This window comes from Chitinophaga filiformis, assembly GCF_021646545.1.
GTDB lineage: Bacteria > Bacteroidota > Bacteroidia > Chitinophagales > Chitinophagaceae > Chitinophaga > Chitinophaga filiformis_A.
Window position 1 is genome coordinate 69,341 of record NZ_JAKIRP010000012.1, and the last position, 14,450, is coordinate 83,790.

13 protein-coding genes are annotated in these 14,450 nt (G+C 45.6%); 5 read left to right on the forward strand and 8 right to left on the reverse strand.

Annotation, left to right across the window (positions count from 1 at the left end):
• The first annotated feature begins 115 nt into the window (after positions 1-115).
• On the forward strand, positions 116-1,381 hold the full coding sequence (locus tag L3C95_RS24555) for a hypothetical protein (protein WP_236391740.1): 1,266 nt from the start codon (positions 116-118) through the stop codon (positions 1,379-1,381).
• 755 nt (positions 1,382-2,136) lie between these two features.
• A complete protein-coding gene (locus L3C95_RS24560) occupies positions 2,137-3,084 on the forward strand; it encodes a hydrogen peroxide-inducible genes activator (RefSeq protein WP_236391743.1) in 948 nt (315 codons plus the stop codon).
• Positions 3,085-3,158: 74 nt separating this feature from the next.
• Here the strand turns inward: L3C95_RS24560 and L3C95_RS24565 are convergent, their stop codons facing one another.
• The 3 genes from L3C95_RS24565 to prmA all read right to left on the reverse strand — a co-directional run bounded on the left by L3C95_RS24565 (position 3,159) and on the right by prmA (position 5,770).
• Positions 3,159-3,965: a M48 family metallopeptidase gene (locus tag L3C95_RS24565; protein WP_236391747.1), complete on the reverse strand. Its 807-nt coding sequence runs from the start codon at positions 3,963-3,965 to the stop codon at positions 3,159-3,161.
• Positions 3,966-4,164: 199 nt separating this feature from the next.
• Entirely contained in the window at positions 4,165-4,818 is a 654-nt protein-coding gene (gene plsY, locus L3C95_RS24570; protein ID WP_149693089.1) for a glycerol-3-phosphate 1-O-acyltransferase PlsY, read from the reverse strand.
• A gap of 130 nt (positions 4,819-4,948) precedes the next feature.
• Complete coding sequence (gene prmA / locus L3C95_RS24575) at positions 4,949-5,770, reverse strand: 50S ribosomal protein L11 methyltransferase (protein ID WP_236391750.1); 822 nt, start codon at positions 5,768-5,770, stop codon at positions 4,949-4,951.
• A gap of 160 nt (positions 5,771-5,930) precedes the next feature.
• Here prmA and L3C95_RS24580 point away from each other — a divergent pair, with 160 nt between their 5' ends.
• The gene (locus L3C95_RS24580) at positions 5,931-6,518 is read left to right on the forward strand and encodes a hypothetical protein (protein ID WP_236391753.1); all 588 of its coding nucleotides are present in this window, start codon (positions 5,931-5,933) and stop codon (positions 6,516-6,518) included.
• Between the two features lie 103 nt (positions 6,519-6,621).
• Here the strand turns inward: L3C95_RS24580 and L3C95_RS24585 are convergent, their stop codons facing one another.
• The 4 genes from L3C95_RS24585 to L3C95_RS24600 all read right to left on the reverse strand — a co-directional run bounded on the left by L3C95_RS24585 (position 6,622) and on the right by L3C95_RS24600 (position 11,141).
• On the reverse strand, positions 6,622-7,455 hold the full coding sequence (locus tag L3C95_RS24585) for an NIPSNAP family protein (protein WP_236391756.1): 834 nt from the start codon (positions 7,453-7,455) through the stop codon (positions 6,622-6,624).
• A gap of 157 nt (positions 7,456-7,612) precedes the next feature.
• A complete protein-coding gene (locus L3C95_RS24590) occupies positions 7,613-9,988 on the reverse strand; it encodes a polyribonucleotide nucleotidyltransferase (RefSeq protein ID WP_236391757.1) in 2,376 nt (791 codons plus the stop codon).
• Between the two features lie 86 nt (positions 9,989-10,074).
• Positions 10,075-10,347, reverse strand: coding sequence for a 30S ribosomal protein S15 (gene rpsO, locus L3C95_RS24595; protein WP_012794085.1), 273 nt, complete (start codon positions 10,345-10,347; stop codon positions 10,075-10,077).
• A 101-nt stretch (positions 10,348-10,448) separates the two neighbouring features.
• Entirely contained in the window at positions 10,449-11,141 is a 693-nt protein-coding gene (locus L3C95_RS24600) for a cell division ATP-binding protein FtsE (protein WP_089835010.1), read from the reverse strand.
• A gap of 416 nt (positions 11,142-11,557) precedes the next feature.
• Here L3C95_RS24600 and L3C95_RS24605 point away from each other — a divergent pair, with 416 nt between their 5' ends.
• Both L3C95_RS24605 and L3C95_RS24610 read left to right on the forward strand, forming a co-directional pair.
• The gene (locus tag L3C95_RS24605; protein ID WP_236391759.1) at positions 11,558-11,938 is read left to right on the forward strand and encodes a BlaI/MecI/CopY family transcriptional regulator; all 381 of its coding nucleotides are present in this window, start codon (positions 11,558-11,560) and stop codon (positions 11,936-11,938) included.
• Positions 11,935-13,182, forward strand: coding sequence for a TonB family protein (locus L3C95_RS24610; RefSeq protein ID WP_236391761.1), 1,248 nt, complete (start codon positions 11,935-11,937; stop codon positions 13,180-13,182). Before L3C95_RS24605 ends, L3C95_RS24610 begins: the two co-directional genes overlap by 4 nt.
• Before the next feature lie 87 nt (positions 13,183-13,269).
• Here L3C95_RS24610 and L3C95_RS35140 read toward each other — a convergent pair whose 3' ends face one another.
• Positions 13,270-14,448 carry an AIR synthase related protein gene (locus L3C95_RS35140; RefSeq protein WP_236391764.1) on the reverse strand — a complete coding sequence of 393 codons (1,179 nt, stop codon included), beginning with the start codon at positions 14,446-14,448 and terminating at the stop codon, positions 13,270-13,272.
• Between the last annotated feature and the right edge of the window lie 2 nt (positions 14,449-14,450).

The window sequence follows — 14,450 nt, forward strand, 5'->3', positions numbered from 1 at the left end:
ATTACAGGTCGCAACTGAGAGCGGGCATTCTGACTGTCGGCTTTATGGGAAGAATCTATCCTATTGTGAATGTTTTGCTTTTTTTAAATCAGTCAAGATCACGCATTTAAATTCTATGAGATATCTGACACTATTACTGATTTTACTTTCAAGCTTCCATTTTGCGCAAGCACAGGAACCGGAAAAACCGAAGCTGCCAACTGAACAACCTAAAGGCGATCCAAATTCAGAGTTGAAGAATGTGGTAATGCCTCAGGTAAGAACACAGGACACTACCATCCGCCGGATCATGGAGGAACTGCAGCGTATTAACGACAGTGACAAACAGAATTCCAATGCCATCCAGGGCTTGCTGCAGGGACGTGAGATCGATAACATTACCAAATATGAACTGATCCGTAACAACATCGTATTTGCAAGTGAGACTTATTATCTCCTGAATAAAAAGATCATTGACCTGAAATCACGTACTACTACCAACAATCTCGACGTATTCATCACCTCATTGAACAACCCGGAAAGTAAAGAGTTGGGCTTCTCTCTGAGCGACCGTATCGTGGAACTGGTAGAGAAAGTAGTGTTAAAAGGCAAGGCTGACAAGAATGAAAAGAACAGTAAGATCGTTGAATCTACCAAATCCATCATTGCCAGCCCTATCTTCCAGAGCTTTACCTCTTTGACACCGCCACTGGCAATCGCTAACTCAGTAATGAACTTTCTGCACAGCATCAGTGTGAACAATAAAGAGATCAATCAGAATACGCTGAAAGAATTCGAAAAAGAGCTGAACAAATATGTAGTTTATTACACAGCGCTGAATGATGCAAACCAGAAATTCGAATATGGTCTGAACTTCAATAAAGATCAGCTGAATCTCCTGCAGGACAACCTGTATGATCACCTCATGTTCACCGCAAGCGCCCTGAAATATCAGCTGCCACAGCGTGGTAACAAATCATTGGGAGAAACGATGAATGACTTCTTCTTTGACTTCAAAAGAGATAAAGTAGTGACGTTCTTTAATGATCTGGAGACGAAATACAGCAAAGGCAAAAAAGTAGATTATGAGGCGTTGCTGCGTGAGAATCCAAACTTAAAAGAGGTGAACAACCAGCTGGAAGACCTGATCCTGCAGACGAAGCGTTTCGAAAATCTCTACAATGAATACTTTACTCTGCTGGATTCGTACTACGGTAAAGTAAATAATTCCCTGAAGATTGCTCAGGACAATGGTTTGGCTGACAAGAACACTATTGATACCAAGCAAGCGGAGTTCCGTAATCTGAAGGATGAAGCGGTGAAAGAGATACAGGCTTCTATCAACATCAAGGAGCTGTATAATAATACTGACAAGATCAAATACAGGTACAGAATATTCTAGCAGATCACCTTCTGCATAATAAAGGACGGATTACTTGTAGTAATTCGTCCTTTTTGTTTTATGTCAGGTTGCTCCGGTTTGTTGGAAAGATCTGCTGGAATTGGTCCCGATAGTTGTTTGTTGATAGTTTACGCTAAGTTGCTCGGTTTCAGTATGGGATGTCGGTCGGCGCCTCTCTGGCAGTGTGCAGCTATTTAGCTTTGTCAATCGGATGAGCTTTGGAATGTCGATTTAGCTGCATCAGTCGTAGCCCCAGAGAGCCGAAGGCCCGACATTCCCATCTGAAACCGCTGCTACTTACGCTCTCCCTATTACAATCTCTTGCCTCCTGTATGCATGGATGGCAGGTATTTTCTAACTCCCTATAGAAGTAAAGATCTCGTCAACGATCACTCCCTGATTCAAGTGAAAGTCCATCATCATGATATGCAGCACCCAAATACATCAGTGGAAGTCAATAGGCATAGCGGTTTCAGGTGGGAATCACTGGCCTAAGTTGTTTGAAGCTGCCCACACGATTGATAGGAGTTCAATCGATATTCAAAATCACACACGATTCCAAATGCTCAATAGCGCGCAGCTTCAAAGAACTCAGCCAGTGATCCCAGCCTGAAAACCGCGGTATCCCCCACCATTATGATATGCAGAACGCGAAAACAAAAGCCAATACACACTGACGACAGTTATCTGAAGCAGCAGCGAATTCCTGACCTGCATCATACACAATTCGTCATTCTTATTCGTAATTTTGACGCATGACCACAGTTCAATTAGAATATATTGTTGCGGTTGACACCTACCGAAGCTTCGTCATTGCAGCCGAAAAATGCTTCGTCACGCAACCTACGCTCAGCATGCAGATACAGAAGCTGGAAGACGAGCTGGGAGTCAAGATTTTCGACAGGAGTAAGTTACCTGTGATCCCAACGGAGATAGGTATAGAGATCATAGCACAATCCCGCATCATTCTGAAAGAAAACGGGAAAATCAAAGAGATCATCGGCGAGCATAAAAAAGAAGTGCAAGGTCACCTGCGTGTAGGCATTATCCCAACGCTGGCGCCTTATCTGCTACCACGCATTCTGACAGGCTTCATGAAGAAATATCCCAAAGTGAAACTGGAGATATGGGAATATCCTACAGAGCAGATCATACAGCAACTGAAGCAGGAACAACTGGACTGCGGATTGCTCGCGACACCGCTACATAATCCCAACCTGGATGAACAACCATTATTCTACGAGTCTTTTGTGGTGTATACAGCAAAGACTAACAGCCTGTTTGAGAAGAAATATATTAAACCGGAAGATATCGACGTACGCGAAGTGTGGCTGCTGAATGAAGGACACTGCATGCGTAACCAGGTACTGAACATCTGTCGCGATAAATTTACAATGGGCGAATATAAGAACCTGGAATATAACACAGGCAGTGTAGAGACGTTGAAAAGAATGGTAGACCTGAACGCCGGATTTACTATTTTGCCGGAACTCTCCCTCCAGGAAATGTCTGCCCGGCAGATGAATATGGTGCGCTATTTCAAGGCGCCGGAGCCGGTAAGGGAGATCAGCATAGTAACACACCGCTTCTTCATTAAACAGGCCTTAATCGCCGCCTTTAAGAAAGAAATACTGGCACACGTACCCGAGAAGATGAAGATTCAGAAGAACAAAAATATTGTGGAAATAACAGTGGATAAATAATCTGTTGAATAAGTGTAAAAGAAAAAAGCATCCGCGATGAACGGATGCTTTTTCTTTTACAATAAGCTATCTGATTATTTCTTGATAGGCGTATAATACTTCATTGCCTCAGGCATGAGTTTCTGCAGCTGTGATACACGACGCTCATCGCTAGGGTGCGTGCTCACCAGCTCTGGTGGTTTGTTGCTGCCACCTGCAGCCGCCATACGCTGCCAGAAAGGAATAGCTTCCTGAGGATTATATCCGGCCATCGCCATGAAAATAACACCCAGATGATCCGCTTCCAGCTCGTTCTTACGGGAGTAAGCCAGCATACCAAGGTTACCACCTACACCGAAGGACTGCAGGAAGATATTCTGCGCCTGTGGATTACGGTTCAGTGCCACGGAACCAGCTACCTGGATACCCTGTGCCACTACCTGCTGACTCATACGCTCGTTACCATGACGGGCAATAGCATGCGCAATTTCATGTCCCATTACGCAGGCAAGGGCAGTTTCGTTCTGTGTTACAGGCAATAAACCGGTATACACCACTACCTTACCACCCGGCATACACCAGGCATTCACTTCTTTACTATCTACCAGGTTAAATTCCCATTTGTAATTAGCTACCTCGCTGGCCAGATTATTCTGGGTCATGTAACGGGTAACTGCAGAAGCAATACGTTGCCCTACCCTTTTCACCATCTCAGCATCTTTGCTGGCTGTAGCGGCGATCGTTTTGTTCTGGGAAAGGAAACTCTGATATTCCTGCAGCGCCATAGATTGCATGGTGCTTTCAGGGATCAGGTTTAACTGGCTACGGCCAGTGATAGGTACTTTAGCGCAGGCTGTAATAAGCGCAAGACCGGTACCGATAAGAAGAAGTTTGTTTTGCATCTGACATTTGTTTTTGACGGGTATTACCCGTCCGAAAAGTGCTACTACAGTTGTTTAAAGCAACTTTGATCGTCACACTATAAAGCATCTGAATACCCTATAAAGCGACAATCAAAATCCGAGGAAAATTAAAACATTTATATCATTCAGTACAAGAGATATGCCAGAATGGATACGGCATACCCGGTAGCAGCGCAGATTATTTTTTGTCCCTCCTGTTTTTAAATAGGGGTACCTTGCTCTCATTACCGTTTATAAGACGGAAGATGTTCTTCTGATGTGTCAGCACTACCATCAGTGCAACAGCAATAGCAAAGATGCGATAGAATACTTCGGGCTCATTGAAGATGTAGAGGATCAGGATAGGGAATGCGATACTGGCGGAAATAGAGCTCAGCGATACATACCTGGTCAGTGAAAGGCTCAGCAGAAATACACCTACGCAGCAGATAGCCACTAAAGGCTGGATGGCCAGCACCAGGCCGAACAAGGTAGCAATACCTTTACCGCCACGGAAATTTGCCCAGATAGGAAAAATGTGACCGATTACAGCGGCCAGACCAAGACCGATCTGGAAGTTCACCAGCTGTGTCGTAACCTCCTGCAGATGCTCAGGGTTCTGATAGTAGCCCACCAGGTAAGCCAGACGCACGGCAATTACTCCTTTGAGCATATCCACCAACATCACAAAAGAACCCGCCTTTGGTCCTAATACACGGAAAGTATTAGTAGCACCGGCATTGCCGCTGCCGTACTCCCGGATATCCATCCCAAAAACGCCTTTACTTACCCACACCGCGGTAGGTACGGATCCAATGAGATAAGCACAAAATAGTAACAATAATTCTGTCATACAACAAGTTAGGTTTTGCTAAGATAGTAAATTCGTTCGTTAAAATTAAGAAAACATTAAGAATTTCGTTAACACGAAAATTGTATAGTTTCCAGAGTAATATTAACTAATTTATCTAGAGCGAACACAACTATCTCGCTAATAATTTCATAGCCAGCCAATTATCCTTCTCCAGCTGGGTTTCCAGCACCAGCGCATTCCTTCTGGCAGCCTCCAGGATCGCAGTCTCATCCTCCTTTAAAATACCGCTCAGCAATAAAACACCATCCCTGACGAGTATACGGCGCATATCTCCCATGAACTCCAGTAAGATATTCCTGTTAATATTGGCCAATACCACATTATAACTGTTCCGGATACTCTTCAGGCTGTCTGCCTGCCATACCTTCACCGGCAGTGCATTATTATTGGCAATATTCTCCTTCGTGTTTTCTACCGACCAGGTGTCAATATCAATCGCATCCACAATGGCCGCTCCCATCTTATAAGCCAGAATAGCCAGTATCCCCGTACCAGTGCCAAAGTCAAACACATTCTTTCCCACAAAATCAATGCCTTCCATTAACTTGATAACAGAATAAGTGGTGGCATGGTGACCTGTTCCAAATGACATCTTTGGGGTGATCAGTATTTCATGTTGCGGGGGCGGAACAAAAGGGGGATGGAAAGAAGCCCTGATGCCGCAGAAATTATCCACAAGCACAGGTTGAAAGTTACTTTCCCATACCGCATTCCAGTTTGTCTGTTCTATACGTTCCCGCGTATACGTCATACCAAAACCCGTCGTCAGCTCATTCGTTTCTTCTTCATTAAAATCCTCTTCAGGAATGTAAGCAACGAGAACATTACCGGGTTGTTCTTCAAACCCCTCAAAACCTTTTTCTGACAACACTGCCACCAGAATGTCTTTCGTATCATCGGTACAGGTCAGGGTAATTGCTATATGTGCCATAGCAACAAAGATATAGAAACTAAATGCATGATATATAACGCGTACGTGTGAGACCTGCGCCCAGACCTGTTATTGTAATGTTAATAACTAATGTGGTAACTGATAAATGCATAGAATTATTTTGTTATATTTGCAATATCTTTAATTGAAACCATATTATATGAAAACCTTGTTTTTAGCAGCGGCAATGCTGGTAACAGCCTATGCCAGCCAGGCCCAGGATATCGTCAAATTATACCCGGACGATACCATGACAGATTCAATCGTCTATAAGAACAGTACCAGTATCCTGGTTATCAATCGTGTAGATCTGGTGAACTACATGAAAGGAATGGATACCGTATTACAGAAGACCTGTTACAGCGATAACAGAGCTTTCCGTAACGTACAGTTCAGCCATCTGACAGCACAGGATATCGAATCTCACTTCACCTCCGCGCTTGCTTACCTGGCCGATTCCACACATACCAACCTGGAATACAGCACGGATAAATTCATTCAGTTCTGGACAGAAGGTGAGAACATTCTCCTCCCTTACATAGAAGATATGTTATCCAGCCTGCTGACAGACGGAAGGATCAAAGTGATCGACAAAAGCACTCAAAAGTCTGTACCACAGTACACTATTTTCTGGGAAGATATCGCCGGTCAGCCGTTTAAGATCTTTAAATTACCTTCCGGTAAAATCATCTTCAAAGAAAGTAATCATTACATAGAGCAGTTTGCAGGAAGTGGCGCTGCCAGATAAAATCACAAAGTAAATTCATCAACGGATAGATAGTCGATAGTCAGCAGAAAAGGCCAGCGCAATGCGCTGGCCTTTTCTGCTATATTATAATTACAGCTTCAGCTTATATTTCGGAATATGCTGCGGGCTGCAGGAATATGATCTCTGCTTTAGACACATTATGGCTGTACTCCGGCTTTGCCAGCAGGGTTTTCCATTGTGCATCACTACTGAATGCCTTCCAGTGTTCATCTCTTGAAGCACGATTGTCAAAAGTGGTCATGTACATGAGGTTAGGCATATGGCTGCCGCTCAATACTTCAGCATAGAACACTGCGTTGAAACCCAACCTTTTGAAAATACCGATCTCGTCGCCCTTGTTGAACATTTCTACTTTATTACGATAGAGTTTGTCCGTCGGACTTTCATAACTGCGCAATTCGTATATACGTTCGCTTTTAGGTCCTTTCAAACCCGGGAGTTCCATTTTTGTCATACCGGGAAAGGCTTCGAGTATAATCGTTTCCTGGCGTGTATACGTTGGCTTGTCCCACGCAGCATCAATGAAATCTTTTGCTGCCTGCTGATAGGCTGTATTCTGCAATAATGTTCTTGGCAACTGTAACAACTGTTCAGGAGAATTGCCTGGAATAAAAACATATACCCTGCGATCTGCAGTGGTGTCATTACCCACAGGTTTAAATACACCCACATGTGCTGCACCAACTTTATGTAAGGCAGGAATCAGCGCATCTTTCAGATAATTGTCCATACGCGTTTCCTGTTCAGCATCTTTCAGATGATAGATCAGGATACTGTAAAATTCTTTCTTCGGAGGAGCATGATGGGCTGCCTGCAACAGACATGGCAGGAGGAACAGGATCATTCCCAGTGCAAAGCCATGATATACGTTTAACGAAATGCGTTTTGTTTTCACTGATGTGGAAATTTTAGTCATGAAATATAATGCGATTTATCCAGCAGTAAGATACAATTTACAGGAATGGTCAGACGGTCGACCAGCTTTCTCACAAATAAAATAGCGTGGAAATAAAACAGCCGCCCTCTGATAGAGGACGGCTGCTGAGTATATTGATCTGAAAGATCTGTCTGAATTATGATTCTTCATCAAACATTGGCTCCTGCGGTTGATCAGGCGGAGGTGTAGGACGACCACGCTCGCCTCTGTCACCACCGTCACGAGGGCCACGACGGTCACCGCGATCTCCACCACGGTCACCGCGATCGCCACGGAAATCACCGCGTCCACCACGATCACCTCTGTCGCCACGGCCACCACGGTCGCCTCTGTCGCCGCGATCACCTCTGTCACCACGTTCACCACGCTCGCCACCTTCAGGTCTTTCTACATAACCTTCTGGTTTTGGCATTAGTACACGACGGCTGAGTTTGAACTTACCGGTCTTAGGATCTGTACCTACCAGTTTCACTTTCACCTTTTCACCTTCAGACAGTACACCGTCCATTGTTTCCAGGCGTTTCCATGAAACTTCGGAGATATGCAGCAGTCCCTGTTTACCTGGCAGGAATTCTACGAATGCACCGTAAGGCATTACTGACTTCACGGTTGACTCGTATACTTCGCCGATCTCAGGAACAGCAACGATACCTTTTATCCATTCGAGTGCCTTCATCAGGCCTTCTTTCTGTGCAGAGAAGATACTTACTTCACCGGTTTCACCAACTTCTTCGATGTTGATGTTTGTGCCGGTTTCACGTTGGATCTCCTGTATCACTTTACCACCAGGTCCGATCACAGCACCGATAAATTCGCGGTCGATGATCAGTTTCTCCATACGTGGTGCATGTGGTTTCGGCTCAGGACGTGGCGCCTCAATACATCCATACATTGCATCGATGATATGCAGACGGCCTTTACGTGCCTGTTCCAGCGCTTTACGCATTACGTCCATGCTCAGGCCATCTACCTTGATATCCATCTGGATACCGCAGATACCATCGCGTGTACCGGTTACTTTAAAGTCCATATCGCCCAGGTGGTCTTCATCTCCGAGGATGTCTGTGAGCACTGCCCACTTTCCATCAGAAGCACGGGAGATCAATCCCATTGCAACACCGGAAACGTGTTTAGGAATAGGCACACCTGCATCCATCAGCGCCAGTGAACCGGCACATACGGTCGCCATTGAAGAGGAACCGTTGGATTCGAGGATATCGGACACTACACGTACGGTATAAGCGTATTCGCTGCCTGGCATCATCTGCTTCAGGGAGCGCATCGCCAGGTTACCATGACCTACTTCACGACGGCCGGGGCCACGCATAGGTTTCACCTCGCCTGTAGAGAACGGAGGGAAGTTATAGTGCAGTATGAACTTTGAATATTTTGATGTCGCAGCGCTTTCGATCAGCAGCTCATCATCGGGAGTACCCAGGGTCACGGTAGTAAGGGACTGGGTTTCACCACGGGTGAAGAGAGCGGAACCGTGCGGAGAAGGCAGTACATCTACTTCCATGTTCAGCGGACGTACCTGGTCCAGGCCACGGCCATCCAGACGAATAGATTCATCCAGGATCATGTTACGTACCACTTCCTTTTCCAGGTCGTGGAAGTATTTGCCTACCAGTGGAGCATCCTCTTCAGGCAGTTCGCCCAGGGATTCTACCAGTTCTTCATTGATCTTATCGAAAGCATCACCACGGTCATGCTTGGCAGAAGCAGATTTCGCTACGGCGAGGATGCGGTCTTTAGCAAACGCAGCTACTTTGGCTTTCAGCTCTTCATTTGCATAAGGCTGGTCGTAAGCACGCTTGCCGGCAACGCCAGCTTTAGCGCGGAGTTCTTCCTGTGCCTTTACCTGTACCTTGATAGCATTGTGAGCGAATTCGATCGCCTTGATGATATCTTCCTCGCTGCACTCCTTGCTCTCACCTTCCACCATCATGATGTTCTTGTCAGTAGCACCAATGATGAAGTCCATGTCAGCTTTCTCCAGCGGAGTGCGGTTCGGATTTATAACTAACTGTCCTTCAATGCGGGACACTCTTACTTCGGAAATAATCTCCTGGATGGGCACGTCAGAAACGGCCAGCGCTGCTGAAGCGGCCAGACAAGCCAGTGCATCCGGCATCACTTCTGCATCAGAAGAGATGAGACTCACCAGTACCTGTACTTCGCAGAAATAATCATCCGGGAAAAGGGGGCGCAAAGCGCGGTCGATCAAACGTGAAATTAAAACTTCATAGTCAGACAGTTTTCCTTCACGCTTAAAGAAGGAACCTGGTATACGGCCTGCAGAAGCAAATTTTTCCTGATAATCAACAGTAAGGGGGAAGAAAGATTGTCCGGGTTTTGGAGTTTTAGCTGCAACGACGGTAGCCAACAGGATACAATTGCCCAGACGAACCGTCACAGCACCATCAGCCTGGCGGGCTAACTTGCCAGTTTCAATGGTCACGATCCGGCCATCTCCTATATCGAAATTAACTGAGATAGGTGTCAGATTCATAAAAATGAGAAGATTAAAATGGTATACCTAAAAAAAAACTATTCCCAACCTTATAAGTTGGGAATAGCGCTATAAAAAAGTTCTTATTATTTTCTGAGACCTAATTTCTCAAGCAGGGCACGGTAGCCTGTGAGGTTAGTTTTAGAAAGGTAGGAAAGCAGACGCTTTCTCTGGCCTACCATTTTCATCAAACCACGGTGTGTAGAAAAGTCCTTTTTGTTTTCTTTCAGGTGACTGGAAATGCTGTTGATACGCTCAGTCAGCAGTGCTATTTGCGCTTCCACAGAGCCGGTATTTTTTTCGCTTCCACCAAATTCTTTAAAAATATTGGCTTTCTTTTCAACAGTTAAGTAAGACATCTTGAATTAAATAAAAATAAAATGATAAAGGTTTATTTAGTCGCTATTTTTCCGGGGCAAAGGTAAATCAAATATTGTGAATTAACAATTTCACAAAAATTTTACACAAAAGTCACGCTGGCGTGATCTGTTACCTTGCCATTTTCGGTTCTCAGTACCCGGGATGGGAACTTCTGCAGTAATATATAGTCGTGGGTAGCCATTACCACCGCGGCGCCCTCTTCCCGGCTGATCCTGAACAATAGCTGCATGATACCGTCAGAGGTTTCAGGATCCAGGTTACCGGTCGGCTCATCCGCCAGGATCAGTTTCGGAGAGTTTAGCATGGCCCGGGCAATATCCACACGCTGCTGCTCGCCACCGCTCAGCTCATAAGGCATTTTGAACCCCTTGGTATTCAATCCCACTTTGTCCAGCACGTCTTTGATCTTCTCGTCCATCTTCTTATTGTCTGTCCAGCCCGTCGCCTTCAGGGCAAATTTCAGATTGTCGTAAACGGTCCTGTCTGTCAGCAGCTGGAAATCCTGGAACACAACGCCCAGGTTACGGCGCAGATAAGGTACTTTCTTCCAGTCCATCTTCTTCAGATCAAACCCTACCACCTGACCGGCGCCTTCCTTCAGCGGCAAATCCCCATAAAGGGTCTTGAGCAGGCTGGATTTACCGGTCCCGGTCCTGCCAATCAGGTATACAAATTCTCCTTTGTTCACCGTAATATTCACGTCTGCAAGGATCAGGGAAGTCCCCTGGTAGATATTCACATTGGATAATTGTATAATCGGTTGTTCTGTCATTTCTGCCGTATGGGTTTAATAATAACAAAAATAGCTATTTATCATCATAACCACCCGCATGCGGCCGATCTGGCCTGGAATTTATTTAAGATAGTGTAAGAATGGCCTGCAACTAGTGTGAAGTTCCTTATCTAAAGGCGCTATAGTCCTGCGTTACGCCTGCTATTCTATAGCCCTGGCTATACAATAGTGGCTATAACGCTATAGTAGAGAGCCTATAAGCTATGACCCTCACCGAATCTCTACACTATCTTAAGGCCAACTTAAGAGTAATCCAGTACACAAACCTGCGGACGAACAAGCAACGAATAAGCGACGAAGAAACATCCTGAACGCTCCCTTTACACAACTAAAAAAATAGTTTGTAAACTAATAAATTAGTTTTAACTTAGTTTCAGCAACCTAAATTTCACATTATGTCAGCAGTAAAAACATTGACTAAAGCGGAAGAGCAGGTCATGCAGGCCCTTTGGAAAACAGGCCCTGCATTCGTTAAAGACCTGATAGACATTCTTCCCGAGCCAAAGCCACACTACAATACTGTATCGACTTTAATGAAGATCCTGCAGGATAAAGGTTTTGTAGATTACAAGGCTTATGGTAAATCCTACCAGTACTTTGCCCTGATCAGCAAAGAGGAATACAGCAGAAACACCATGCAAAACTTTGTAAAAGGGTACTTCTCCGGCTCTTTTAAAGACATGGTATCTTTCTTCGTCAAGGAAAAAGAGATCAGTGTCAATGAACTGGAACAACTACTGGAACAGATTAAGAACGCCAAAAAAGAACAACCATGATCGCTTACTTCATCAAAATGCTGGTATGCTCAGGTGTACTGTATGGTTATTATGCACTGGTGCTGAAAAACAACCCGTTCCACCGCTGGAACAGGGGGTACCTGTTGCTCGCCACCCTGACCTCCATCCTCCTGCCCTTGCTGCAATTTTCATTTGTCAGCGCTGCTCCTCCTTCCTATACAGCGCCGCTGATAACCGTATACGGGTACATGACAAACACTGTCCAGCAGGCCGGTGGCGCTGGCATCGCTTCCTGGATTCCACCCGGCATCTACTCCCTGATAACTTTACTATTAATCATCAATATGTTGCGGAACTGGCTGCTGATCAAACGCCTGACAAGACAGGGACAACAAACCAGTTATGACAGGTACATGCTGATCAGGCATCCGCAGGTAAAATCTACCTTTTCTTTCTTCGGCAACATCTTCTGGGGCGAAGAGCTCACACCCGACAGCGAGGAAGGTAAACAGGTGCTCAGACATGAGCTGGAACACATACAGGGCCGGCATACGGCAGACAAACTCTTTCTGCAGTTCGTCTGCGCTGTTCTCTGGTTCAACCCCTTCTTTCATCTCTTCAAAAGAGAACTGGCTATGGTGCATGAATTCCTGGCGGATAAAGCTGCGGCGTCTGACAACGCTCCCGACGACTATGCAAGGACATTATTGCAAATGACGCTGCAGACCAAACGCATGTTCCTGGTCAACAGCTTCGCACAGGCGCCTGTCAAACGCCGCATCCTCATGTTGTTCACTCACAAGGCAAATTACGCACTGATGAAAAAGATTATCATATTCCCCGTTCTGGTACTATTGGGTTTTGTTATCGGATGTCAACAGGATCTCGACCTGCAATCGCCTGTTAAAAGCAGTGCTGCTTTACTGAATGTTTCACAATCGTCTGCTACAACAACATCTTCAGAAGAAGTATTTAAAGTTGTAGATAATCCTCCAAAATTCCCTGGTGGGGAAAAGGCACTGGTCCGGTTCCTGTCACGTAACATCCGCTATCCGAAAACGGCACAAGCGAATAATACCACCGGCACTGTATTTGTAAAATTTGTAGTAAACCCCGAGGGTAAGATTTCACAGATAACCACTGTAGGTAAGGTTATCGGAAATGGTCTTGAAGATGAATCTATGCGCGTGGTAGCCGCCATGCCCAATTGGATACCGGGCAAACATGAAGGTAGAAAGGTAAGTGTAGAATTTCATCTGCCCATCCGCTACGTATTGCAATAACACTTCATGCTCACAACTAAAAAACAAAAGAGGCTGTCGCTAAGCAGACAGCCTCTTTCTATTCAGATCAGGTTACCCTGGTAAAGATCAATTATACACAAACTCCCCATGAGCACTGCGCACAGTCACCTGCTTAACAGTTGCCGGTTCTACCCTACCCACAATCTGCGCGTCGATATTAAAGCTTTTGCTGATCCGGATAATATCGGCTGCAATTTCCTCAGGCACATATAATTCCATACGATGTCCCATATTAAATACCTGGTACATTTCCTTCCAGCCGGTGCCTGATTGTTCCTGGATCAGCTGGAACAATGGCGGAACAGGGAACAGATTATCCTTAATGACATGCAGGTTATCAATGAAGTGCAGCACTTTGGTCTGAGCACCACCACTACAGTGTACCAGTCCGTGTATACGGGAGCGGTAGGCTTCCAGGATCTGTTTGATCACCGGAGCATAGGTGCGGGTGGGTGACAATACCAGCCTGCCGGCATCTATGGTGCCGAAGCCCGGGATATCAACTTTATCGGTCAGCGCTTTCTTTCCGCTAAAGATCAATTCGTAAGGTATACCCGGATCGTAGCTCTCAGGATACTTTTCTGCCACCTGTTTGTTAAACACATCATGACGGGCGGATGTCAGTCCATTGCTGCCCATCCCTCCGTTGTAGAATTTCTCGTAAGATGCCTGCCCGTAAGAAGCCAGTCCTACGATCACATCTCCGGCCTGTATGGTATGATTGGAGATCACTTCAGATCTTTTCATGCGGCAGGTCACGGTGGAATCTACAATGATTGTCCGCACGAGGTCTCCCACATCTGCAGTTTCGCCGCCGGTGGAGTAAATGCTGATACCATAGCTGCGCAATTCTTCCAGGATCTCTTCTGTGCCATTGATGATAGCCGCGATCACTTCACCCGGTATCAGCTGCTTGTTACGGCCGATGGTGGATGATAACAGGATATTTTCGGTAGCGCCCACACAAAGCAGGTCATCAATGTTCATGATGATAGCATCCTGCGCAATGCCTCTCCATACATCCAGGTTGCCTGTTTCCTTCCAGTAAGTATATGCCAGCGACGATTTGGTACCGGCGCCGTCCGCATGCATAATATTGCAATAATCGTCCTGTCCGCCCAGGATATCGGGCACTATTTTACAGAAAGCTTTTGGAAACAGTCCCTTGTCAATATGCTTAATAGCGTTGTGCACATCCTCTTTTCCGGCTGAAACGCCGCGCTGCGCGTAGATATTCTGATCCACCA

Coding starts and splice junctions, on each gene's coding strand:
- rpsO (WP_012794085.1), bottom strand. CDS start 10,347: ATGTCTTACTTAACTGTTGAAAAGAAAGCCAATATTTTTAAAGAATTT.
- L3C95_RS24565 (WP_236391747.1), bottom strand. CDS start 3,965: ATGCAAAACAAACTTCTTCTTATCGGTACCGGTCTTGCGCTTATTACA.
- L3C95_RS24600 (WP_089835010.1), bottom strand. CDS start 11,141: ATGACAGAACAACCGATTATACAATTATCCAATGTGAATATCTACCAG.
- L3C95_RS24580 (WP_236391753.1), top strand. CDS start 5,931: ATGAAAACCTTGTTTTTAGCAGCGGCAATGCTGGTAACAGCCTATGCC.
- L3C95_RS24585 (WP_236391756.1), bottom strand. CDS start 7,455: ATGACTAAAATTTCCACATCAGTGAAAACAAAACGCATTTCGTTAAAC.
- L3C95_RS24610 (WP_236391761.1), top strand. CDS start 11,935: ATGATCGCTTACTTCATCAAAATGCTGGTATGCTCAGGTGTACTGTAT.
- L3C95_RS24560 (WP_236391743.1), top strand. CDS start 2,137: ATGACCACAGTTCAATTAGAATATATTGTTGCGGTTGACACCTACCGA.
- L3C95_RS24605 (WP_236391759.1), top strand. CDS start 11,558: ATGTCAGCAGTAAAAACATTGACTAAAGCGGAAGAGCAGGTCATGCAG.
- L3C95_RS24555 (WP_236391740.1), top strand. CDS start 116: ATGAGATATCTGACACTATTACTGATTTTACTTTCAAGCTTCCATTTT.
- prmA (WP_236391750.1), bottom strand. CDS start 5,770: ATGGCACATATAGCAATTACCCTGACCTGTACCGATGATACGAAAGAC.
- plsY (WP_149693089.1), bottom strand. CDS start 4,818: ATGACAGAATTATTGTTACTATTTTGTGCTTATCTCATTGGATCCGTA.
- L3C95_RS24590 (WP_236391757.1), bottom strand. CDS start 9,988: ATGAATCTGACACCTATCTCAGTTAATTTCGATATAGGAGATGGCCGG.